The sequence below is a fragment of the Yaniella soli genome (assembly GCF_054782375.1).
Map to the genome: position 1 here is coordinate 15,765 of NZ_BAAGSP010000029.1, position 20,408 is coordinate 36,172.

Annotated in this window: 19 protein-coding genes, 2 tRNA genes and 1 pseudogene; 8 read left to right on the plus strand and 14 right to left on the minus strand. The window is 57.5% G+C overall.

Annotated elements, in window-relative coordinates:
• Positions 1 to 1,650: an ABC transporter permease gene (locus ACYVJT_RS12790; protein ID WP_343959694.1), complete on the plus strand. Its 1,650-nt coding sequence runs from the start codon at positions 1 to 3 to the stop codon at positions 1,648 to 1,650.
• A 2-nt stretch (positions 1,651 to 1,652) separates the two neighbouring features.
• Here the strand turns inward: ACYVJT_RS12790 and coaD are convergent, their stop codons facing one another.
• The 4 genes from coaD to ACYVJT_RS12810 all read right to left on the minus strand — a co-directional run bounded on the left by coaD (position 1,653) and on the right by ACYVJT_RS12810 (position 6,027).
• Positions 1,653 to 2,123 (minus strand): pantetheine-phosphate adenylyltransferase, encoded by a 471-nt coding sequence (gene coaD / locus ACYVJT_RS12795; RefSeq protein WP_343959692.1) that lies wholly within the window; start codon positions 2,121 to 2,123, stop codon positions 1,653 to 1,655.
• A 65-nt stretch (positions 2,124 to 2,188) separates the two neighbouring features.
• Entirely contained in the window at positions 2,189 to 2,758 is a 570-nt protein-coding gene (locus ACYVJT_RS12800; RefSeq protein ID WP_343959690.1) for an RsmD family RNA methyltransferase, read from the minus strand.
• A gap of 3 nt (positions 2,759 to 2,761) precedes the next feature.
• A complete protein-coding gene (locus ACYVJT_RS12805; RefSeq protein ID WP_499418456.1) occupies positions 2,762 to 4,957 on the minus strand; it encodes an ATP-dependent DNA helicase RecG in 2,196 nt (731 codons plus the stop codon).
• The gene (locus ACYVJT_RS12810; RefSeq protein ID WP_343959686.1) at positions 4,957 to 6,027 is read right to left on the minus strand and encodes a DAK2 domain-containing protein; all 1,071 of its coding nucleotides are present in this window, start codon (positions 6,025 to 6,027) and stop codon (positions 4,957 to 4,959) included. The genes ACYVJT_RS12805 and ACYVJT_RS12810 overlap by 1 nt, the downstream gene beginning before the upstream one ends.
• Positions 6,028 to 6,198: 171 nt before the next feature.
• On the opposite strand from ACYVJT_RS12810, the gene ACYVJT_RS12815 reads away from it, so the two are divergent.
• A complete protein-coding gene (locus tag ACYVJT_RS12815) occupies positions 6,199 to 6,750 on the plus strand; it encodes a DUF3515 family protein (protein ID WP_343959683.1) in 552 nt (183 codons plus the stop codon).
• On the opposite strand, the gene ACYVJT_RS12820 is transcribed toward ACYVJT_RS12815, so the two are convergent.
• The 6 genes from ACYVJT_RS12820 to leuC form a co-directional block, all read right to left on the minus strand.
• Complete coding sequence (locus tag ACYVJT_RS12820; RefSeq protein ID WP_343959681.1) at positions 6,747 to 7,889, minus strand: D-alanine--D-alanine ligase family protein; 1,143 nt, start codon at positions 7,887 to 7,889, stop codon at positions 6,747 to 6,749. The two genes, ACYVJT_RS12815 and ACYVJT_RS12820, sit on opposite strands and share 4 nt — an antisense overlap.
• A complete protein-coding gene (locus ACYVJT_RS12825) occupies positions 7,886 to 8,920 on the minus strand; it encodes an NAD(P)H-dependent glycerol-3-phosphate dehydrogenase (protein ID WP_343959679.1) in 1,035 nt (344 codons plus the stop codon). The genes ACYVJT_RS12820 and ACYVJT_RS12825 overlap by 4 nt, the downstream gene beginning before the upstream one ends.
• A 9-nt stretch (positions 8,921 to 8,929) precedes the next feature.
• The gene (locus ACYVJT_RS12830) at positions 8,930 to 9,637 is read right to left on the minus strand and encodes a lysophospholipid acyltransferase family protein (RefSeq protein WP_343959677.1); all 708 of its coding nucleotides are present in this window, start codon (positions 9,635 to 9,637) and stop codon (positions 8,930 to 8,932) included.
• Between the two features lie 19 nt (positions 9,638 to 9,656).
• Positions 9,657 to 10,979 (minus strand): UDP-N-acetylglucosamine 1-carboxyvinyltransferase, encoded by a 1,323-nt coding sequence (murA, locus tag ACYVJT_RS12835; RefSeq protein ID WP_343959675.1) that lies wholly within the window; start codon positions 10,977 to 10,979, stop codon positions 9,657 to 9,659.
• Positions 10,980 to 11,078: 99 nt separating this feature from the next.
• Positions 11,079 to 11,687 carry a 3-isopropylmalate dehydratase small subunit gene (gene leuD / locus ACYVJT_RS12840; RefSeq protein WP_343959721.1) on the minus strand — a complete coding sequence of 203 codons (609 nt, stop codon included), beginning with the start codon at positions 11,685 to 11,687 and terminating at the stop codon, positions 11,079 to 11,081.
• A gap of 39 nt (positions 11,688 to 11,726) precedes the next feature.
• Positions 11,727 to 13,175, minus strand: coding sequence for a 3-isopropylmalate dehydratase large subunit (leuC, locus tag ACYVJT_RS12845; RefSeq protein ID WP_343959673.1), 1,449 nt, complete (start codon positions 13,173 to 13,175; stop codon positions 11,727 to 11,729).
• A 143-nt stretch (positions 13,176 to 13,318) separates the two neighbouring features.
• Here leuC and ACYVJT_RS12850 point away from each other — a divergent pair, with 143 nt between their 5' ends.
• The 4 genes from ACYVJT_RS12850 (at position 13,319) to ACYVJT_RS12865 (ending at position 15,982) form a co-directional block, all read left to right on the plus strand.
• Complete coding sequence (locus ACYVJT_RS12850; RefSeq protein WP_343959671.1) at positions 13,319 to 14,035, plus strand: IclR family transcriptional regulator; 717 nt, start codon at positions 13,319 to 13,321, stop codon at positions 14,033 to 14,035.
• A gap of 292 nt (positions 14,036 to 14,327) precedes the next feature.
• Positions 14,328 to 15,484, plus strand: a protein-coding gene (locus ACYVJT_RS12855) for an IS3 family transposase (RefSeq protein ID WP_343959669.1) whose coding sequence is annotated in 2 segments (ribosomal slippage) — positions 14,328 to 14,598 and positions 14,598 to 15,484 — 1,158 coding nt in all. Because the reading frame shifts where the segments join, the coding sequence is not laid out codon by codon here.
• Between the two features lie 74 nt (positions 15,485 to 15,558).
• Positions 15,559 to 15,855, plus strand: coding sequence for a helix-turn-helix domain-containing protein (locus ACYVJT_RS12860; RefSeq protein WP_343959667.1), 297 nt, complete (start codon positions 15,559 to 15,561; stop codon positions 15,853 to 15,855).
• Positions 15,848 to 15,982, plus strand: coding sequence for a hypothetical protein (locus ACYVJT_RS12865; protein ID WP_343959665.1), 135 nt, complete (start codon positions 15,848 to 15,850; stop codon positions 15,980 to 15,982). The genes ACYVJT_RS12860 and ACYVJT_RS12865 overlap by 8 nt, the downstream gene beginning before the upstream one ends.
• 195 nt (positions 15,983 to 16,177) lie before the next feature.
• On the opposite strand, the gene ACYVJT_RS12870 is transcribed toward ACYVJT_RS12865, so the two are convergent.
• Entirely contained in the window at positions 16,178 to 17,167 is a 990-nt protein-coding gene (locus tag ACYVJT_RS12870; RefSeq protein ID WP_343959663.1) for a thiamine-phosphate kinase, read from the minus strand.
• Between the two features lie 530 nt (positions 17,168 to 17,697).
• On the opposite strand from ACYVJT_RS12870, the gene ACYVJT_RS12875 reads away from it, so the two are divergent.
• The gene (locus ACYVJT_RS12875; protein WP_343959661.1) at positions 17,698 to 18,069 is read left to right on the plus strand and encodes an SPW repeat domain-containing protein; all 372 of its coding nucleotides are present in this window, start codon (positions 17,698 to 17,700) and stop codon (positions 18,067 to 18,069) included.
• A 565-nt stretch (positions 18,070 to 18,634) separates the two neighbouring features.
• Here the strand turns inward: ACYVJT_RS12875 and ACYVJT_RS12880 are convergent.
• A tRNA-Glu gene (locus ACYVJT_RS12880) sits at positions 18,635 to 18,707 on the minus strand.
• Positions 18,708 to 18,756: 49 nt separating this feature from the next.
• Positions 18,757 to 18,828: transfer RNA gene (locus ACYVJT_RS12885), tRNA-Gln, on the minus strand.
• A 255-nt stretch (positions 18,829 to 19,083) separates the two neighbouring features.
• Between ACYVJT_RS12885 and ACYVJT_RS12890 the strand changes: the two genes are divergently transcribed.
• Positions 19,084 to 20,061 carry an isopenicillin N synthase family dioxygenase gene (locus ACYVJT_RS12890; protein ID WP_343959659.1) on the plus strand — a complete coding sequence of 326 codons (978 nt, stop codon included), beginning with the start codon at positions 19,084 to 19,086 and terminating at the stop codon, positions 20,059 to 20,061.
• A 19-nt stretch (positions 20,062 to 20,080) separates the two neighbouring features.
• Here the strand turns inward: ACYVJT_RS12890 and ACYVJT_RS12895 are convergent.
• A pseudogene (locus tag ACYVJT_RS12895) lies at positions 20,081 to 20,408 on the minus strand (hypothetical protein); the annotation flags it as partial.

The following is a 20,408-nucleotide window of genomic DNA, read 5'->3' on the forward strand; positions in this document are numbered from 1 at the left end:
ATGTCACATGGTTCGAGCACTACAACAACTTCCCATGCCCCCAGCTATTCGAGCCTGACCGGTACCGGCATGCTGCTGCGATTCATGCTGCGGCGCGACCGCATCCGAACGCTAGCCTGGGTAGCTGGTATCGGTGTCATGGGCTTCTATTTTGCCCAGGCGGTGCAAGTTATCGCGGAAGACCCAGAGAGTTTGACGAGCCTTGCCGGGCTCTACGCCGATCCTGTTGGGCGCATGATGATCGGTCCGGGCTACGGTATGGATGCGCCAACCTTCGAGCGGTTCTTCGCCTCGGGCTATGCGCTGTATATCTATCTCCTGATCGCACTGTGCAGTGTCTTCACTGTGGTACGACACACTCGCGCTGAGGAACAAACAGGCCGGGCAGAGCTGGTGCGCGCCAATATGGTGGGCCGCCATGCGACACTGACCTCTGCGGTACTCCTGACGACCGCTATCAATGGGGTCGCTGCTGTCCTTGTGTGGGTTGCAGCGCTCACCGCAGGGTATGCGATGCACGGTTCGCTGTTGGTCGCCGCTGGCGGGTTAGCAGTGGGGCTATTCTTTATGGGTGCTACCGCCGTTGCGGCACAGCTCACGGAGTCCTCACGGGGCGCTTCGGCTTTCGCCGGAGGTTTACTGGGGCTTGCTTTTGTGGTTCGCATGGCCGGGGATATGGCTGAATTCGGTGGCTCAGCACTGTCCTGGTTCTCACCACTGGCGTGGGCACAGCAGACGGCACCGTTTGTTTATGACCGGTGGTGGCCGTTACTGTTCTTGGTCGCGGGCGCAGTTGTGTTCACGGCGCTGGGCTTCTGGCTGTCCACACGGCGGGACCTCGGTGCCAGTCTGATGCCAACCAGATTGGGCCGACGCGAAGCACAACCTTGGTTGGGCACACCCCTGGGGTTGGCTACACATACCCTGCGCGGTGGGCTTCGTGGCTGGGGTATCGCCTTGGTCCTGGTCGCATTCATGTTCGGTTCCTACGCCCAGACCATGCTCGAGGCCGGCGATAGCCTGCCCGCAGAACTCAGCCAGATCTTTGCTGGTGAAGACCTCATGGTGGGCTATATGTCTTACATGGCACTGTTTATCGCAGTGTTCGTAGCCGCAGCGAGCGTCAGTTCACTGCAACAGATTCGAGGTGAAGAACATCGCGGCCGGGCCGAATACGCACTCTCCGTCCCGACGCACCGCACCACCTGGTTTGGCGCTCACCTTGCCGTGGTGATTGTCGGGGTGTTTGTGATGCTGGAGCTGGTCGGTCTCGGTATGGGTGTGGGAGCAGTGCTGACCGTAGAACACGACGCCGGACAATATTTCGGTCAGCTGTTCGTGGCGAGTGTGATGCAAGCTCCCGCCGTTTTGGCAACCGTTGGTATCGTGACGCTGTTGCTGGGTTGGCTCCCGCGAGCCGCCGCTGGAATCGGGTGGCTGATCGTGGGCTTTGCCGGTGTGATGAGTACCTTTGGCGGGCTACTCGAGTTGCCACAGTTCGTCATAGATCTCAACGTGTTCGGTCACTTGGCAGAGTATCCCGTGGAAGATATTGCCTGGGCTCCGGTCCTGATGCTGACAGCCATTGGCGTGGCCGCCCTGCTCGTGGGTCTGGTCGGGTTCAACCGACGTGAACTCAATCGGGTTTGATGTTAGCGCAGGCCGAACCGTTGCTCCACGGCGTGGGGGATAAAGTCTGAGATATCGCCTTTATGTCCCACGATCTCTTTGACGAGTGTTGAGGAGACGTGCTGGTAGCGGGAGTCGGCCGGTAAAAAGACGGTCTCAACGCTGGAGAGGTGCCGATTAAAGGTCGCCATCGGCATCTCGTAGTTGAGATCCGTGGAGTTGCGAACGCCTTTGACCAACGCTTGTGCACCTTGTTCGCGAGCGAAGTCTGCCAACAGTCCGGTCTCCATGGGAACCACCACAATGCCCTGGATATGGCGAACCGTCTCGGTGATCATATCCATGCGCTCTTGGAGGCTAAAGCGATAATTCTTGGCCGGATTATTCGATACGGCCACCACCACTTCCTCGAAGAGGTTGGCGGCTCGAACGATAATCTCGATGTGGCCGTTGTGGACAGGGTCAAATGAGCCGGGGCATACTGCACGTTGCATGACTGTCAATGTATCTGATTTTATTTTGGGCTTCCATAGTCCAACCACGTTGTTACGTGAAAATTTTAGTAACCTTCACGGCGTACGAAATAGACCATGGCTTCGCCATATCGGCGAGCATCCACCACATACACGCCTTCGGGCCAGTGTGGCTCCGCTGCTTTGTAGGGTCGCTCGAGTACGAAGAGCCCATCGTCCATCAACACCGTGAATGCCTGGGCGATCATGGCCAGCAGTTCGTCTTCATCAATGTCATACGGTGGGTCGGCCAGCACCAGGTCCCAGCTCGCCGGATCGGTCATGCCTAGAAACCGCTGCACCCGCATCTGGTTAATCGTCACAACGTCACGGCCCAGCGCGTCGTTGAGGATCTGGGCGTTGTGTTCGGCGACTCGGGAGGGTGGGGGTGCCGATTCGACCCCGGTGACCGTCGCGGCACCGCGAGAGGCCGCTTCAACGGCAAGGCCCCCGGAGCCGGTGTAGAGATCTAAGACCGCGTTTTCTGCCAGCCAGTCGCGCGATTCCAGCCATGAGAAGACTGCTTCTTTGGCCCGCTCTGTCGTCGGGCGAGTGCCCGAGCCGGGCACGGCTTTCAGTGGCAGTCCCCCGGCTTGGCCGGCAACAATTTTCGACATGGCTTAGTTCTTTTCTAGGTAGTCGGAAGAGTCTTCGTGATCAGTCTCCCAGGCTTGGACCGCTTCGACCAACTGCGGATAATCGCTGAGCTGTTCATCGTGTGCAAGCGCCTGATCGACCCACGTCGCCGCTTCACTAATCAGGTTCGCGTGCTGGATGACCTTTAGGACCTTCAGTTGACTGCCGTACCCGTGCTGGGCGGCACCGAGCACGTCTCCCTCACCGCGTTGCTCCACATCGGCGGTGGCAATTTCAAAACCATCTTCGGTCCGTTCGATCACCGCCAGTCGATCCAGCGACGGATGGGCATCCGGCAGCCGTGTGGCCAAGAAACAGCGGGCCGCCGCGTCACCACGGCCCACACGCCCCCGCAACTGATGCAGGGTGGACAGCCCAAAGTACTCCGGGTCTAAGATCGCCATCACGGTTGCGTTGGGCACGTCGACACCGACTTCAATGATGGTGGTTGCCACCAACATGTCGAAGTTGCCGGCAACGAATTGCTGCATGATCTCGTCTTGGGTCTGCTGGTCTTGGCGGCCATGCAGGCTGGCAACTCGCGCGTTCGCAAAGACCGGCATCGTGCCAAGTCGTTCGCTGATCTCCACCACGTTGGCGGCATGGGCATCCGAGGCCAAGTCGTCGGCGTCTTCGGCATTGGTGGTGTCTGATGGATCGATCTTTGGACACACGATGAAGGCCTGGTGGCCGGCTGCGATTTCTTCGGCAATGATTTCCCATACCCGAGTGATAATCTGCGGGCCGTGAGCCATGCGTGCCAGGTGGGTGGTGACTGGCTTGCGACCAGAGGGCAGACCTTGCAGCACGGTGACATCCAGATCCCCAAAGACCGTCATGGCCACCGACCGTGGGATCGGTGTGGCGGTCATGACCAGCATGTGCACACCGGGGCTGGCTTGGCGCAGGGCTTCACGTTGGTCCACCCCGAACCGGTGTTGCTCATCGATAACGACGAGCCCAAGGTCGGCGAAATGCACGTTGTCGGAGAAGATCGCGTGGGTGGCAATGATAATCCCGGCCTGGCCGGTGGTGATTTTCAACAGGGCTTCTTGTTTCTGACCCTGTGTCATGGAGCCGGTGAGTAGCACGACTTCGGTGGCTGGCCCCTGCCACGAGGTCAACTGCCCGGCTGTGGCCAATTGGCCCAGCGTATTGGTGATGGACCGATAATGCTGTCCGGCCAACACCTCGGTTGGGGCCACCATGACGGCCTGGGCCCCGGCGTCCACGACCTGGGCCATGGCGCGTAGCGCGACCAAGGTTTTGCCCGAACCGACTTCACCTTGTAACAGCCGTGACATCGGCTGGGTCGAGTCGAGTTCTGCGGCAATTTCTGCACCCGCCTGGTGTTGTCCTGCGGTGAGTTCAAAGGGCAGCTGGGCATCCAGGTGGGCTAGGACACCGTCGTCGGTCGGTGTGTACGCGGTCGAGCCAACGGTGCTGCGGTTGCGGTGTCGGCGTCTGGCCAACAGAGTTTGAAGAATGAGTGCTTCTTGTGCGGCGAATCTGCGGCGCGCAGCATAGGCCTGGCTGACTTCTTGGGGCCGGTGGATGTGGTCGTAGGCCGTCGCGAGGTCTGGCAGCTTGGCGAGGGTATCGAGAAAAGCTTTTGGGACGGGGTCTTGGATTGCTTGCCAGTTGATTGCGTCAAGTACCGTGTCGATCGCTGCGCGGATGGTCCAGGTGGGCACTTTGGCTTTGGCCGGGTAGACGGGCATGGGCGACAGATCGGCTTCGAGGTGCTCGTGTTCATCGTCCAAGACGGTGTAGTCGGGGTTGGTCAGTTGCAGTTCGCCACGGTAGCTGGAGGTTTTGCCGTGGAATATGGCCAGTGTGCCGACTTTGAGTTCTTTCAGGGCAAGCCCGGCGTTGAAGAACGCCATTGATAGGGTGCCGGGCAGTGCGCTGTCGGTGGTTTCATCCGAGACGGTGACGTCGACGAGGAAGCCGCGGCGGGTGCGCATCTGGCGTTTGCTGGCGGACAGTACCCGGGCGATCACGGTGACCTGTTCACCGAGTGGGAGTTGGGTGATGGCGGTGAGTTCGCCGCGTTCGATGTAGCGGCGCGGGAAGTAGTTCAGCGCCTGGCCGGTGGTGGTGAGCCCGAGGTGTTTGGCCAGTTGCTCAGCGGTCTTGTGACCGAGTAAGGGCGCTAGCGGCTGGTTGAGCGGGTCCACTAGTTGCGTTCTTCTGTGCTGGCTTCCGCATCGGGACTGCAGGATGGATCCACCGTGGTGTCGTCGTGCAGCGGGGTGATGGCCAAGTTCTCGGTCGAACCCAGCGGGCGAATGAGCTGCATGGCCTCTTCTGGCTCTGCCACGTGCACGTGGACGCGCCACCGGATGGTGCCGTCGCCATCTTCTTCGGTGTTGACCGGGCTCATGATCACCGAGTTGCCGATGTCGTTGAGACCGATGCGCAAGGTGGCGGCATCCAGCGGGGTCAACTGCACCGAGCACATGACCTCATAGGCTTCTGCAACATCCATGTCTTCGTGGACATGCGGGTGGGCCATATGGAAGCCATGAATGGAGTCCAAGATATCTGGGTCTAGCGATTCACCCTTGATGGTGGCTCGCAGCGCGTCAAACACTAACAGCAGGCCGGTGGCGCCAGCATCGACGACCTGAGCCTCGGTGAGCTGGGACAGCTGGTTCTCGGTTTCTTCGACGGCCATCCAGGCGGTCTCGACGATCCGCGAGGACATCTCCCCGAGGGTTTTGCGCGAATTTTGGGAGTCTTCAGGAAGTTCGGTGATGGAACCTCGGTAGTTACTCGCGGTAGCTGCGGCGGTATCCAAGATGGTCAACATGGTGCCTTCTTGAGGATCCGACAGCGCGGCCCAAGCGGCCGCTCTGGCACGTTGCAGTCCCAACGAGAGCAGCGGTGCGGTAAGACGCGAGGCGTCGTTGAGTGGTTCGGCCAGCGCGTTGAGCATCACGGCGATCAGTGTGCCGGAGTTGCCCTGGGCATGGTCCAGTGCGGCACTTGCAGCGGCATTGAGTGCTCTACCCACGCTGGCGTCTTCGTCGACGTTTTCGAGCGCACGCGTTGCGGCTGCCACGGTGTGATAGAGATTCGATCCGGTATCCCCGTCGGGAACCGGGAAAATATTGATGGCGTTGAGCCGATCGGAGTTGTTGCCAAGTGCGGACTCGGCAAGCTTTAACCAGTTGAAGATAAGCTTGGCCGACCCGTGGTCCGTTGGAGCATCGGTGCTTGGAGGGTATTGCTTCACTTCAGTCATATTTGGTTCATTCCGTTTTTGCCTCACAGGGCTTAGGTCACATGCCACCATAGTATCGTGCGGCGACCGTGTCACGTTTGGCACGCGAAGTCCGGGTGGAGTTTTTGGGGCTTGCCCGCCAGGGGCGAAAACAGCAAAGCCTGGTCACAGATGTGTTTTAGGGTTGTGGGTATGGCAAAAAAATCCCGTGTGCTCCGTGGTGCGGCACTGGCTGCAATAAGTGGTCTGACGCTGACGGCGTGTACCTCTCTGGTCGCTGATATTGAGATCGCCCCGGATGCGACGAACCCGGAGTGTGCCGAGGCGATGGTGGCGATGCCCGAGGAGATTGCCGGGCATGAGCGTCGCCGGACCGATACGCAATCCACGGCTGCCTGGGGCGAACCGGCGGTGGCAGTGTTCCGCTGCGGTGTGCCGGTTCCTGGCCCGACCACCGATGAGTGTGTTGGTGCCAATGGTGTCGACTGGGTTGTGGCCGAGGAAGGCACCAACTGGCGCATCACCACGTATGGTCGCGACCCGGCCATGGAAGTACTCTTTGACGGCGAGCGAATCTCATCGTCCTCGGTGATGGTCGACGTCGGCAACGCTGTGACTCGTATCCCCGCGGAAGGCGCGTGCACGGATCCTGACGACACCGAAGTTGTCCCCGGTGAGGAGGATCTCGAGGATATTCCAGCCGGTACGGTGCCCGAAGATGCTGCGGCCGCTCCGACGTCCTAACGGGTCTGCAGCGCGAGCTCTAACAGCGTGTCGATGAGCTCCGGGTATTCAATGCCGGTGCGCTGCCACATTTGCGGGTACATCGAGATCGGGGTGAACCCGGGCATCGTGTTGATCTCGTTGATGACCAGCTCCTCGTCATCGGTGTAGAAGAAATCGACCCGGGAAAGCCCTGCCCCATCGACGGCCTGAAACGCGCGCACCGACTGCTCGCGCACCATCTGGGTGACGTCGGCCGGCAGATCTGCCGGGCAGGAGAGCTCTGCGCTATCGGCTGACTGGTATTTCGAAGTGAAGTCGTAGAACTGGAATTCTAGGTCATCGGTCACCACGATTTCGCCCGGATAGGATGCTTTGGGCTCGGCGCCGTTAGCGCCATCGAGTACACCGCATTCGATCTCCCGACCCAAGATGCCTGCTTCGACGACGACCTTGGGGTCGTACTGGCGAGCGTATTCGATCGCGTCCTCAAGCTCGGAGAGCATCGTTACCCGCCGGATGCCCAGTGAGGAGCCACCGCGGGCGGGTTTGACGAATAGCGGCAGATCGAGCTTCGCTACTTCGTCCAGCATGCCGTTACGATTGCTGCGCCACGCGGCATCGGAAATGGTGACCCAGGGGCCGACTTTCAGGCCGGCGTGTTGGAAGGCGATCTTCATGAAGTGTTTGTCCATGCCTACCGCCGAGGCGAGCACACCGGCTCCCACGTACGGGATGCCCAAGGTTTCAAAGACGCCCTGAACGGTTCCATCTTCACCGTTGGGGCCGTGCAGCAGCGGGAAGACCACGTCGATGACGGCAATGATGTTACCGTCAAGATCGATGAGTTGGGTCTCGGAGTTGACTTTGCGCAGCGCGACCGGGCGATTGGTTGCCGGCACTTCTGGCAGCTCATCTGACAGTGCTGTGGTGTGGGTGACCGCGGTTGGTTGCTCGTTGATCAGAGTGGCAACCGACCATTCGCCGCCGGCGGGCTGGTGTGTGCCGGCCAGCACCCAGTCGCCGTCGGGGTTGATGCCCACAGGGATCGGGGTGTAGTGGTTGATGTCCAGCGCGTTGAGGACACCGGCTGCGGTCACGATGGATACGGGGTGTTCGGGCGATTGCCCGCCGAACAGCACTAAAACGTTCTTTGTCACAGTCGTGCCTCCGGTTTCAGATCACGGCCAAGCAGCAGCTGGGCGATGTCATTAATTTCGATGGTGCCGGCCACCACGGCGTTGATGGCTTCAGCGATGGGCATTTCGACATTGCAGGTATGAGCCAGGGTGACCACGGCTGGCACGGATTTCACACCTTCTGCCGTTTGACGCATCGTGGCGATGACTTCTTCGGTCGTGTGGCCCTCGCCGTAGAGTTTGCCCGCGGTGCGGTTGCGCGATAACGGTGACGCACAGGTGGCCACCAGATCCCCCAGCCCTGCCAGACCAGCCAGTGTGTCCGGATTTGCCCCCAGGGCGGTGGCCAAACGGGTGGTTTCTGTCAGACCGCGGGTGATAATCGAGGCTTTCGAGTTGTCCCCGAAGCCACGACCATCGGTGAGTCCCACGGCCAGGGCGATCACGTTTTTGACGACTCCCCCGAGTTCAACCCCGGGGATGTCGGTGTTGCGGTAGGGACGAAAGTACGTTGAGGCCGTCATCGCGGCGACCCATTCTGCGGTGGCTTCGTGTTCACAGGCCACCACGGTGGCGGTGGGTTCGTTCCGCGCAATTTCTTTGGCAAGGTTTGGCCCGGAGACCACGACGAATTGTTCTGCAGGAAGCTTGAGTTCTTCGGCGAACACCTTCGACATGGTCGCCTGACTGGATTGCTCCAGGCCCTTAATCAACGACACGAGAATGGCTTGGGAATCCAGCGCATCTTTGACGCGAGCAAGCGTCGGCCGCGCCTGTTGTGCCGGAACAGCGACCACGACCAATTCGGCACCGGTCACGGCTTCGATCGGGTCGGCGGTGGCCGTGATGCTTTCGGGCAGCACAATGTCTTCGAGATATTCGGTATTGGTGTGGTTGGTGTTGATGTCGTCAACCACTTCATCGCGGCGCGCCCACAGGCGAATGGTGATCGCTTCGTCGCGTTCTATGGCGGCATCGGCCAGGACTTTGGCAAAGGTGGTCCCCCATGACCCAGCACCAAGGATGGCCACGGTTACATGATCGGTGGTCATTGGCGCTCCTTAGCGGTTTTTTGCCGGGTTGAAACGTGTTTCGGGCGGCGTACCGCCGCGCAGTGGTGCCATCAGCTCGGTGATTTCTGACATCACCTGTTCGGTGGCGACCGATAGATCTTTCAGGCTGGGTTGCTCCATGGCTCGCAACCACTCGAGATCACTCTCGGTGCCGATTCTGATACTCGAGGTGCGCCGTGGGAACACCTGGGGGAACTTATCTCCTTTGGGCAGTGTCTCATGAACACCCCACTGGCCCACCGGGATCACCGGTGCATCCGTGGACAGTGCCAGGCGTATCATGCCGACCCTACCAACTTGTGGCCACATGTCCGGGTCTTTGGTGGTCGTGCCTTCGGGATAGACGATGATAACCCCGTGATCGGAGAGCACCTTTTCAGCCATTTTCAAAGAATCGACGCTGCGCCCGGCACGATCCACCGGGATCTGTTTGAGCCTGGTCAGCGCTGGGCCGATCACCGCTGCGTCAAAGAGTTCTTTCTTGGCAAGAAAGTGCGGGATACGTCCGCTGGAATAGATCATGTGGGCAACAAGCAGCGGATCAAGATCCGATATATGGTTCACCGCGAGGATCATACCGCTATCGGGCAGGTTCTCTTGTCCCTGCCAATCCCGTCGCATCAGCATCATGTTGAGCGGGCGTACTATGGAAGCCGCGCCGAAATATACGGCGCGTTGACCCAGAGAATAGGACACGTCTTGGAAACTCCAGGCGTTAGTTGGTGGACATTTCTACGTCGGCGCCAAGACCCACGAGTTTTTCGAAGAATTTTTCGTAGCCGCGGTTGATGATGTCAATACCGCTGGCGTTGGACGTGCCTTCGGCTGCTAATGCTGCCAGGACGTGGGAGAAGCCGCCACGCAGATCTGGGATGTTGAAGTCGGTACCGGTCAGCGTCGTTGGCCCAGAGATCACGGCGGAGTGCAAGAAGTTGCGCTGACCGAAACGGCACGGAACAGAGCCCAAGCATTCGCGGTGTAACTGAATGGAGGCACCCATGCGAACCAGCGCGTCGGTGAAACCGAAACGGTTCTCATAGACGGTCTCATGGACGATCGACACACCATCAGCCTGTGACAGCGCGACGACCAGTGGTTGCTGCCAGTCGGTCATGAAACCCGGGTGCACATCGGTTTCTAACACCAGCGGGTTGAGCTCGACTCCACCACGCCAGAAGCGAATACCGTTGTCACTAACTTCGAATTCGCCACCGATTTTGCGGTAAACGTTCAAAAATGCCGTCAGGTCACGCTGAGTTGCACCTTCGACGAAGATGTCACCGTCAGTCACCAACGATGCGGTCGCCCAGGAGGCGGTTTCGTTACGGTCGTTGAGGGCCTGGTGGTTATAGCCGCCCAGTTCCGGTACACCTTCAATACAAATGGTGCGGTCAGTTTGGACCGTAATAATGGCGCCCATTTTTTGTAAGACATGGATGAGATCATGGATCTCTGGTTCCACAGCCGCACCTTTGAGCTCGGTAATCCCATCGGCTTTCACCGCGGTGAGCAGCACCTGTTCGGTAGCCCCCACGGAAGGAAATGGGAGCTCGAGTTTGGCACCGGTGAGCCGGTGGGGTGCGCGAATGTAGGTGCCGGTTGGTTCTTTCGAGACTTCTGCACCGAACTGACGCAGGACGTCTAAGTGGTAGTCAATGGGGCGATCGCCAATTTTACAGCCACCGAGATCTGGGATGAATGCGCCACCCACGGCGTGCATGAGGGGCCCACAAAACAGAATCGGTATGCGGGAGTCACCGGCAAAGGCATCAATTTCAGCGTTGTTCGCTGTCTTGACACCGGTTGGATCCATGTAGATCTCACCGGCTTGCTCGTCGTGTTCGACGACGACGCCGTGGAGACGCAACAGGCCGGTGACTACTTCAACGTCCTTAATTTCTGGGACGTTGCGAATCACCGATGGTTTGGAACCCAGCAGGGCAGCTACCATCGCCTTTGGGACCAGGTTCTTGGCACCGCGTACGGCAACAGAACCGTTGAGAGGTTTTCCTCCGTGAATGGTCAACACATTAGACATTGATGTTTCTACCCTCCATACCTCGAAGCACGAGGTTGCTCACACACCGATGGTGATGCGCTGAAAAATTGGCAATGCCACTATTGTAAGCGACGAAGCTTAGACCTCTGAGAGTTTGGCCGGTAGCGTGGTGGGCTTAATGCCCGGACGAGTCTTCTCGAACGCATCGATGGCTTCTTGGTTGCGCAATGTCAGGCCGATGTCATCGAGGCCTTCCATCAGCCGCCAGCGGGTGTAGTCATCAATTTGGAAGCGTGTCGAAATCGACCCGCATTCCACCAAGCGATTCTCCAAATCCACCGTGACATCCGCTCCTGGATTATTTTCCAGCTCTTTCCAGATCAGTTCGACGTCCGACTGCTCAACCTGCGCCGCGACCAATCCTTGTTTCCCGGCGTTGGAACGAAAAATATCGCCGAATCGTGCCGAGATAACGGCCTTGAAACCGTAGTCACGCAGTGCCCAGACTGCATGCTCACGAGAGGAACCGGTACCGAAGTCTGGACCGGTCACCAAGACCGTGCCGTTCGAATAGGGTTCACGGTTGAGGATGAAGTCCTCATCCGTGCGCCAGCGGGAGAACAGCGCATCTTCGAAACCGGTTTTGGTAATGCGCTTCAGGAAGTGCGCGGGGATGATTTGGTCGGTATCAACGTTGGATTCACGCAGTGGAACGCCCACACCGGTGTGCGTTACAAATTTTTCTATTGCCATGAGAAATTGCCTCTTTCGTCTCGTGGGTGCAGGTTAAGCCGGGGCAACGATGAAGTCGTGCATGCCCAAATCAGAGGGCGAGGACAATGTACCTCGCACGGCGGTTGCAGCAGCAACGACCGGTGAGACGAGGTGGGTACGAGCACCCTTGCCTTGACGTCCCTCAAAGTTGCGGTTGGACGTCGACGCGGCGCGCTCGCCCGGTGCCAGTTGATCAGGGTTCATACCCAAGCACATTGAGCAGCCGGCAAAACGCCAGTCTGCGCCGAAGTCCTTGAAGATCTTATCCAGGCCTTCTTCTTCGGCCTGCAAACGAACCTGCATGGAACCGGGCACGACCATCATGCGAGTGTTTTCGGCTTTTTCTCGTCCCTGGATCACGGCCGCAGCCATCCGGAGGTCTTCAATACGTGCGTTCGTACACGAACCCAAGAAGACCGTGTCGACTGAGATATCTTTCATGGCAGTGCCGCCCTGAAGATCCATGTACTCCAACGCGCGTTCAGCTGCAGCCTTCTCGGCGGGGTCATCGAAGGAGTCGGGCGTTGGCACCGCGTCGGATAGGAACACACCCTGACCCGGGTTCGTGCCCCAGGTGACAAATGGTTCCAGCGTGTCGGCATCGATAGTGATTTCGTGGTCGAAGCTCGCACCATCATCGGTACGCAGTGACCGCCAGTATTCGACGGCTTCATCCCACTGTGCACCTCCTGGCGAGTGCGGACGACCTTTGAGGTATTCAAAGGTCGTCTCGTCTGGGGCAATCATTCCGGCACGAGCGCCTGCCTCAATGGACATATTGCATATGGTCATGCGGGCTTCCATGGACAGTTGCTCAATAGCGTCACCGCGATATTCCAGTACATAGCCCTGCCCACCGCCGGTTCCGATCTTGGCGATCACAGCCAAAATGATGTCTTTCGAGGAAACGCCCGGCTTCAGCGTGCCTTCTACGTTGATGGCCATGGTCTTAAATGGCGTCATGGGCAACGTCTGGGTCGCCAGGACGTGTTCGACCTCTGAAGTACCAATACCAAAGGCCAACGCGCCGAAGGCGCCGTGCGTCGAGGTATGCGAGTCTCCACAGACCACGGTGGTGCCTGGTTGAGTCAATCCAAGCTGTGGGCCAACCACGTGGACAATGCCCTGTTCGGCGTCGCCCAGCGAGTGCAGACGGATGCCAAATTCCTCAGCATTGACACGCAGTGCATCAACCTGTTTGCGTGAGGTTGGCTCGGCAATCATTTCGTTGATGTTCATGGTCGGCACGTTGTGGTCTTCAACGCCAATGGTGAGATCGGGACGGCGCACCGGACGTCCTGCGAGTCGCAGGCCTTCGAATGCCTGCGGGGAGGTCACTTCGTGCACCATGTGTAGGTCAATGTAGAGCAAGTCCGGTGTCTGAACGTCACCTTGCTTTTCACCTTCAACAACAATGTGGTCTGCCCACACTTTTTCTGCCAATGTTCGTGGCGTACTCATCGAGTTGTTCCTACTTTCTTCCGATCCAATGACTCGTATTCTTAATGTTTCACTTTGGTGCCGAATTTGCCAAGCATACGTCAAGTATGTCTCAATAGGTGAGACGACGATATCACAGTTTGAAATTTTCGAGGTGCAATGTGATGGACAGTCCTTCAGGCGTTGGCGTCATTGATCGCTCCATACAAATCCTGTCTCGCCTTGAGGAAGGTCCCGCTACCCTGCTCGAATTAGTCGAGGCTACGGGCATCGCTCGTCCGACTGTGCACCGTCTTGCTGCCGCGCTGATCCATCACCGCATTGTCGGTCGCGATGAGTCGTCCCGCTATATCCTCGGGAAGCGGCTCAACGAGCTCGCGACCGCAGCGGGCACGGATCGCATCACAGCTCTGGCTGATCCTGTGTTGAATTGGTTGCGTGAGACCACCGGTGAGTCTGCACAGATCTATCGCGCCTACGGTCAGACTCGCGTGTGCGTCGCATCGGTTGAACGCCCCGTTGGGCTTCGCGACTCGATTCCCGTCGGCAGCGAATTTTCAATGAAAGCCGGCTCCGCGGCGCAGGTCCTGCTCGCGTGGCAGGATCATCAGGCACTCGCCGGAGGTTTGCACGAGGCGGCCTTCTCATCGGCCACGTTAGCTTCGGTGCGTCGTCGGGGGTGGGCCCAATCCGTTGGTGAGCGTGAACTCGGCGTCGCATCCGTGTCTGCACCAGTACGCAATGGGCAGGGACCGGTGATTGCTGCCATCTCTATTTCTGGACCCGTCGAACGCTTGACCCGAAACCCGGGGCGCTATCACGGCTCGACCGTAATGACCGCGGCCTCGCGGCTGAGCAAGATGCTCGAACACGACGGTTAAACGAGCGTCACTCCCCTGATAATTGCAGTCGAGTGCTTGCCCGCATCACAGCAGAACATTGACTTCTACACTATTTCGACCTGAGGGCCAGCCAGGGACGCTGACTACTGATGAACGCCACACAGAGGCACCAAACGTGCAACGATATTCCTGTATAACATTGCATAAAGGTTATATAATAAGCCTATGGAAAATTTAGAATTCCATCCAGACTGGTGTGGGCTGGTTTTTCCGGACCAAATGATTTGAGCGTCTGCCATTGATTTGCCCTTCGGGGCTGGAAGAATGGTAGATGATGAAGAAATTTTCTAAGCACACCCCTGAGCAGATTGTTGCCAAACTAGAACAAGCTGACAAACTCAAAGCCGAAGGCAAAACCAATGGTGAAGTTGCCCGTGAGCTGCAGGTCAGTGAGGCCACGTTGTCGCGATGGCGGCGTACATACGGGAATATGGACCGTCATGAGGCCAAGGCTTTGAAGAAGTTGCGGGAGGAAAACGAGAAACTCAAAGCCCTGCTGGGCCAATCTGAGTTAGAGAAGGCAGCGTTGCGGGAGTTGGCTGAGGGAAACTTCTAAGCCCAGCTCGCAGGTATGATGCTGTGGCTCACCTCATCACGCTGGGGTTCTCCCAGCGTTGTGCCTGTCGTGTAGCTGGGCTATCTCGATCAACCTATAACCGCACCAAAAAGCTAGAAAATCAACCCGACAACGCCCGCCAGACAGGTAAGTACGCGGATCTGCGGGTCTGGATGCACCGGTTTGCTGATACTCACCGCCGGTGGGGTTACCGGCGTGGCTGGCGCAAAGCCACCCAAGCCGGTTATGCAGTGGGGAGGGATGCTTTCCGCCGGTTATGGCGTCAAGAAGGTCTACGCGTGTACCCGCGCAAGGCGACCAAGCGAACCCTACCCGTGGATCCAGTGCCCCGTACTGAGCCTGCGCGGCGCCCGAATGATGTGTGGGCCTTGGATTTCCAGTTCGATTCGGATTATCACGGCAAAGCCATCAAGATCTGTAACGGAATTGATGAGTATACGCGGGAGCATTTCGCCTTCCGGGTGGATCGGTCCATTACTGCCACCCAGGTGATTGAAATGCTAGATATCGCCGTACTAGAGCGTGGCGTACCTCGGGTGATGCGGATGGATAACGGCCCAGAGTTCATCGCCCGAGCACTCCGTGACTGGGTGGATGAGCAGCAGGCGGTTGCAGCGTTTATCCCACCAGGTCAGCCGTGGCATAACGGGTTCGTGGAGTCCTTCCACAACCGCTTACGAGATGAATTATTGGAAGATAACCTTTTCGAAGACACACACCAAGCCCGGTACGCCATCACATGGTGGTCACACCGGTACAATCACCAACACCCTCACTCCGCACTGGAGTACCACAGTCCCAGTGACTATGCGCGGATGTGGGAAGAACAAAACACCCCGGTAGCCGCTTAGATCACCTGGTCCTAAAACTCAGACCACCCCAAGACCAGATCCGCTCTCATCACCTAGATCAGCCCCTGTCATCAATGCCCAAGTGGATTGCTGAGTTCGTTGAATGCGCCCAGGAAGCTGCCGAACGTGGAGAATACGTCAAAGTCTCTTTCGAGCGCGAAATGCTGACCACCTCGCAAGCCGCCGCGCGGCTCAGCCTCGATAAGACCACAGTCTGGAGAATGGCAAAAGACGGTAGGCTTCATGCCGAGAAAGTTGGAACCCACTACCGCATCCCAGCTGTCGAGGTTCGACGGCATGACGGACACCGAATGGCCGAGATGGCAGACAACCTCACTGCTGAGATCGCCGCCGATCTTTACGATGACTAAACCATTGCGAATCCTGCACCTGGACAATATGCACATCTCGGCAACGGCGGACCTCGCTGGAAGATTTATCATTACCCACGGTGAAGACCGCCAGATCCTCACCGACGCAGAGGCGTCCTGTAGGTAGCCACTTCAAAGACCGCGATAACCTCTTCGTCGTTGTGCTAGCCATTCTCGGGCCGAATATTAGAACCACGAGAACTGACAAACTCACGGCTACGGCACACCAGCATATGGAATGCCTTTGCCGACATCGCGAGCTATATCAGACTACGAATTCGAGATGATCCGAGTAGCTCAGCCGTCCCAGGCGTAAGTGAGGCTAGAAATGGTCCCATCCTGTTACGGTCGGCCGATCTTGCGGCTTGTTGGTTAATTTTCCGATGATTTCCCATCTGTGGGGCACCGGTAGATCGGGGTCCAGTACTGCTAACAGCCCGTAGTCTTCTCCCCCGGTGAGCACCCAATCCCGGGGGTCGACATCATTTTTCTCAGCAACTCGCTGCAAGTGTGCCGCCTTGGCATCTACCCAGGCGTCGTCAATTGCCGCATAAAGTTTGTTGCTCGCTGCTAGACGGTCAGCATCCGTGAGCAGGCTATCGGAAATGTCCATCATTGCTGAGACCCTGTTTGCAACTGCGGGACCTTGATCCAACCGGGGTCGTGGCCGGAAGAAGAGCCGCAGCATGCGCAGCTCTTCGCGGGACAGATCGTGCACATCGCCTGCCTGTGCCACCATCAGCCCAGCCGCCGCAGTACCCACATTGCCCGTATGGATGAGATGAAAGCCGTCGACATCATGACCTGCTGTGCGAAGCGCGGCGTCACCCACGAGGTTGCCCGTTGCCGTAATGACCGTCGAGATCGACTCTGCGCGGGTGAGATCTCCGCCAGAAATAATCGTTTGCGGGGCCCCTAGCCAGCGGCAGGCATTGGCAACACCTTGGCCGAAGCGTGATACCCAGTCTGCTGGAGTATCTTTCGGCATTGCCAACGAGATACTGATCGCTGAGGTCACGGCACCCATGGCATTCATGTCAGAGATATTCTGAGCGGCAAGCTTCCAACCGGTGGAATACCCGCTATCTCGGATACCCGAGGGCCAGTGGCGCAAAAAGTGATGGCCCTCGTTCATCGCGTCAGTCGAGATGACGAAGTTTCCAGCGGGTGCTGGGATAATCGCAGCATCGTCGCCGGGCCCCAATACGCCCTCACCGGTGGCATAAGCAGAGAAACTCGCGTTGAGCAGTTCCAAGATTCCGGCTTCGCCAAGCTGGCCGACGGATATGTCTTCAGTATGGGTAGAGGGCATGCGTTCCAGGATACTAGAAGCCTCTACCCGGCTGAGTTGGCGGGCTCAAGACTCGCTTCTTACACAGACTACCGTGGCTGAGTTGAGCAGTTTAGCTTGCTTCTGCATCGAAGCCAACCTCTTCAGTGGAGATGACTTTGTGTGAGTATTCGTGTTCTAAACGCGAATACTCTTCAATGGCCGTATCGATATCAGCACCGAATTCGAGCTAGTCAATCAGAGCACCTTGTAAATGATCCAAGACCAGAAGAGAATGCTGGGACAGTTCACACCCCAAGCGTTATGCCTACTGAAATGTCAGAGACACAATCTCCGGGCCACTTCCCATAGTGACGCTGGAGCAATAGCGTTACAATGGTAGTAGCGCCATTGATTAAAAAGCCAATCGCAAAACACGCTTTATGTAGATTTGGGAGGCGATGATAATGGCGAGGGTCGCTAACTCACCCATAGAATCAAAAACTACTTCCACGGTCGTTAAAACGGGGTCCCCGGGGACGATCAAACATCCAATGGTCCATGAAGCGGTTATGGGAAACCGACGGCGCTGGGGTGCCTGGCAAGATTGGGTCAGCGTTTTACTCGGCGTCTACTTTGCCCTAGCACCGCTATGGATCCAGGGAGCCCCTGTTGTTCTGTTCGTAACACTAGGCTCCTTGGTGGTTGTGGCATCCTTATGGGCTGGAACCACGGCATCCTCGACCCTGGCTGAGTTTGTGAAAGGGTTGTTGGGCGCCGCGGTCGTTCTCTCGGGATTGTTTGGCGCACACATAGAGGAACGTACCGCGATAATGAATTCCTGGATGGTCGGAGCAGCACTGATTGCCCTATCCGCGTTTGCTGCATACCGAAACCGATCAGGCAGGTCAGCAACCAACCCCTACGACAATCAACACACATAACAGCTCAGCGCTATAACGCTGCCCGAAGAAGAAGCGGTACCCCACCGATGGGTACCGCTTCTTTCCTGTCTGCATCCGTTTGACTGTCAGCGCGCATGAGAGCCGGAATTTTACACCGACTCAGGTGCTACTCATTCTGCTGAGACGGCGCGACCATCCGATAACATCACTACCTGGTCGGCTTATTGCTCTTAACCTCGATCATGAGTCACCGCGACGATGGAGACCGAGAACTCTCGGGTCGGCGTTTTCATCAGCTGCATAATGTCATGCGAGTGTGACTGATCCAAGTCGGAAGTTGATTCATCGGCAAGCAGGGCTTACGGAGCCTCACAGCATGTCATGATTGACCCGATCAAAGAATGGCCTGCTTGGCCCTGCTATCACGTTCTATATTCGCAGGAAGCGCGCGACTACGCACAGACCCCGTGATGGAACGGGCCTCACCATCCATTGCTGGCGACCCGAGCCTGCATGCCTGATGCGACTCGTATCAGCCCATAAATGCACCTACGGGTTAACCAAAAATCGACATACATTGTCTCCAATGCATGCCGATCAAATGTGACCCCAGCGGGATTCGAACCCGCGCTACCGCCGTGAGAGGGCGGCGTACTAGGCCTCTATACGATGGGGCCGCGCTACCAAACAATGGAAGCGGGCTGAGATTCCTTTGCAGGAATTTCGCTGGGCTACCAGGACTCGAACCTAGAACGACGGTACCAGAAACCGCTGTGTTGCCGATTACACCATAGCCCATGGGTGTGCCGCGCTGTGCGCAACGAGAGACTACTTTACCCTAAATTCTATTGATGTCAAAATGACGATGGCTGACTGCTATCACGGCGAAGATTTGCACCCCTATGCCACGAACGGAGTCATGGGATCATGCAACTTTTTTGCATGATCTGTTCCAAAACCATTCGATCAATTTTTCCAACCTCCTGTGTTTGGATATTGATGTATCGCGATGGTCGCGAAATATTTTGAGACTCCAACCGAGGAGGATCTTTCATGACATCGATTACTGCCGAACGTCTGGCCAGTAAACAAACCGCATTCGACGAAATCCCGATCGTCGACCTTGCACCGCTGGTCGATGGGTCTGACCTGCACGAAGTTGCCGAGAAAATCGGTCGTGTCTGCGAAGAAGTTGGTTTCTTCTACGTGAAGAACCACGGGATTCCGCAGGAACTCGTCCAGCGGATGTATGAGGCAACTGAATGGTTCTTCAATCTTCCATATGAAGAAAAGCAGCAACTCAACGTGGCCAATTCTGGCCCAACGCTGCGTGGATACGTCCCAACGTTCGGCGAGAACGTGGACCCCGAGAACACTCGGGATTACAAAGAGAGCTTCGATTTTGGCGAACACCAGGACGAGGTCTCCCCATTTTTCGGCCCAAATTTGATGCCCAAGGATTACCCCGAGTTCGAAAAAATCGCAGAAGAGTACCACGCTGCGATGATGGGTTTGGCACGCCATCTCGTCCGCGCGATGTCAGTGAGCTTGGGGCTACCGGAAGATTACTTGGAGCAGAAGCAACAGAAGCCAATTACGATCCAGCGTCTCTTGCACTACCCTTCACAAGACGCAACCGCATCCCAGGAGGAGATCGGTATCGGTGCCCACACCGACTACGGCTTCCTCACCATTCTCTCGCAGGACAGCGTCGGCGGACTGCAGGTTCGCAACCGAGAAGGCGCTTGGATTAGCGCGCCACCGGTCGACGGTACGTTCGTGATCAACGTTGGTGACCTCGCACAGACCCTCACCAATGATCTTTACACCTCAACGCTGCACCGTGTAGTCAACACCAGCGGGAAAGAACGCTATTCGATTCCGTTTTTCATGGATCTCGACTATGACGCGATCGTTGAACCGCTTGATGTTTGCGTCAGCAAGGAGAATCCAGCGAAATACGACGCATATACCTGCGGCGAACATAAGTATGCACGCTTCGTAGACAGCTACGCGCATTTGCAGCAGTAATCTGGCCACGTAGTATCCACTAGTCGGTCGGGTGTGGGGTGGTAATCGCTCGTCGTGCCGTGGAGGCCAGCTCGTCTAAGATATCGAGTGCTTCAGCAATGACGGGATCTTGTCTACCTCCAGCACGAGACGCGACGATGATGGACCTGGTCGGGACTGCGCTGTCTTGCAACTGGACACGACGAACCGGATATCTTCCGGGCAAGTCCGCCAGACGCGGGATGAGCGCAATCCCCAGCCCCGCCGTGACTTGTTCTGAGCGTGTATTTAGTAACAGCTGTCTGGGCTTCGGGAAACAGCGGTCTGACGACCGGGTAACACCCGGATGACCATCCAGTAACAGTGAC

What these genes read in the sequence shown, in the direction of transcription:
- ACYVJT_RS12875 (WP_343959661.1), top strand. Translation starts at nt 17,698, where the DNA reads ATGGGAAACCGACGGCGCTGGGGTGCCTGGCAAGATTGGGTCAGCGTT.
- ACYVJT_RS12825 (WP_343959679.1), bottom strand. Translation starts at nt 8,920, where the DNA reads ATGACCACCGATCATGTAACCGTGGCCATCCTTGGTGCTGGGTCATGG.
- ACYVJT_RS12865 (WP_343959665.1), top strand. Translation starts at nt 15,848, where the DNA reads ATGACTAAACCATTGCGAATCCTGCACCTGGACAATATGCACATCTCG.
- ACYVJT_RS12800 (WP_343959690.1), bottom strand. Translation starts at nt 2,758, where the DNA reads ATGTCGAAAATTGTTGCCGGCCAAGCCGGGGGACTGCCACTGAAAGCC.
- murA (WP_343959675.1), bottom strand. Translation starts at nt 10,979, where the DNA reads ATGTCTAATGTGTTGACCATTCACGGAGGAAAACCTCTCAACGGTTCT.
- coaD (WP_343959692.1), bottom strand. Translation starts at nt 2,123, where the DNA reads ATGCAACGTGCAGTATGCCCCGGCTCATTTGACCCTGTCCACAACGGC.
- leuC (WP_343959673.1), bottom strand. Translation starts at nt 13,175, where the DNA reads ATGAGTACGCCACGAACATTGGCAGAAAAAGTGTGGGCAGACCACATT.
- ACYVJT_RS12870 (WP_343959663.1), bottom strand. Translation starts at nt 17,167, where the DNA reads ATGCCCTCTACCCATACTGAAGACATATCCGTCGGCCAGCTTGGCGAA.
- ACYVJT_RS12850 (WP_343959671.1), top strand. Translation starts at nt 13,319, where the DNA reads ATGGACAGTCCTTCAGGCGTTGGCGTCATTGATCGCTCCATACAAATC.
- ACYVJT_RS12860 (WP_343959667.1), top strand. Translation starts at nt 15,559, where the DNA reads ATGCCCAAGTGGATTGCTGAGTTCGTTGAATGCGCCCAGGAAGCTGCC.
- ACYVJT_RS12810 (WP_343959686.1), bottom strand. Translation starts at nt 6,027, where the DNA reads ATGACTGAAGTGAAGCAATACCCTCCAAGCACCGATGCTCCAACGGAC.
- ACYVJT_RS12815 (WP_343959683.1), top strand. Translation starts at nt 6,199, where the DNA reads ATGGCAAAAAAATCCCGTGTGCTCCGTGGTGCGGCACTGGCTGCAATA.
- ACYVJT_RS12790 (WP_343959694.1), top strand. Translation starts at nt 1, where the DNA reads ATGTCACATGGTTCGAGCACTACAACAACTTCCCATGCCCCCAGCTAT.
- ACYVJT_RS12890 (WP_343959659.1), top strand. Translation starts at nt 19,084, where the DNA reads ATGACATCGATTACTGCCGAACGTCTGGCCAGTAAACAAACCGCATTC.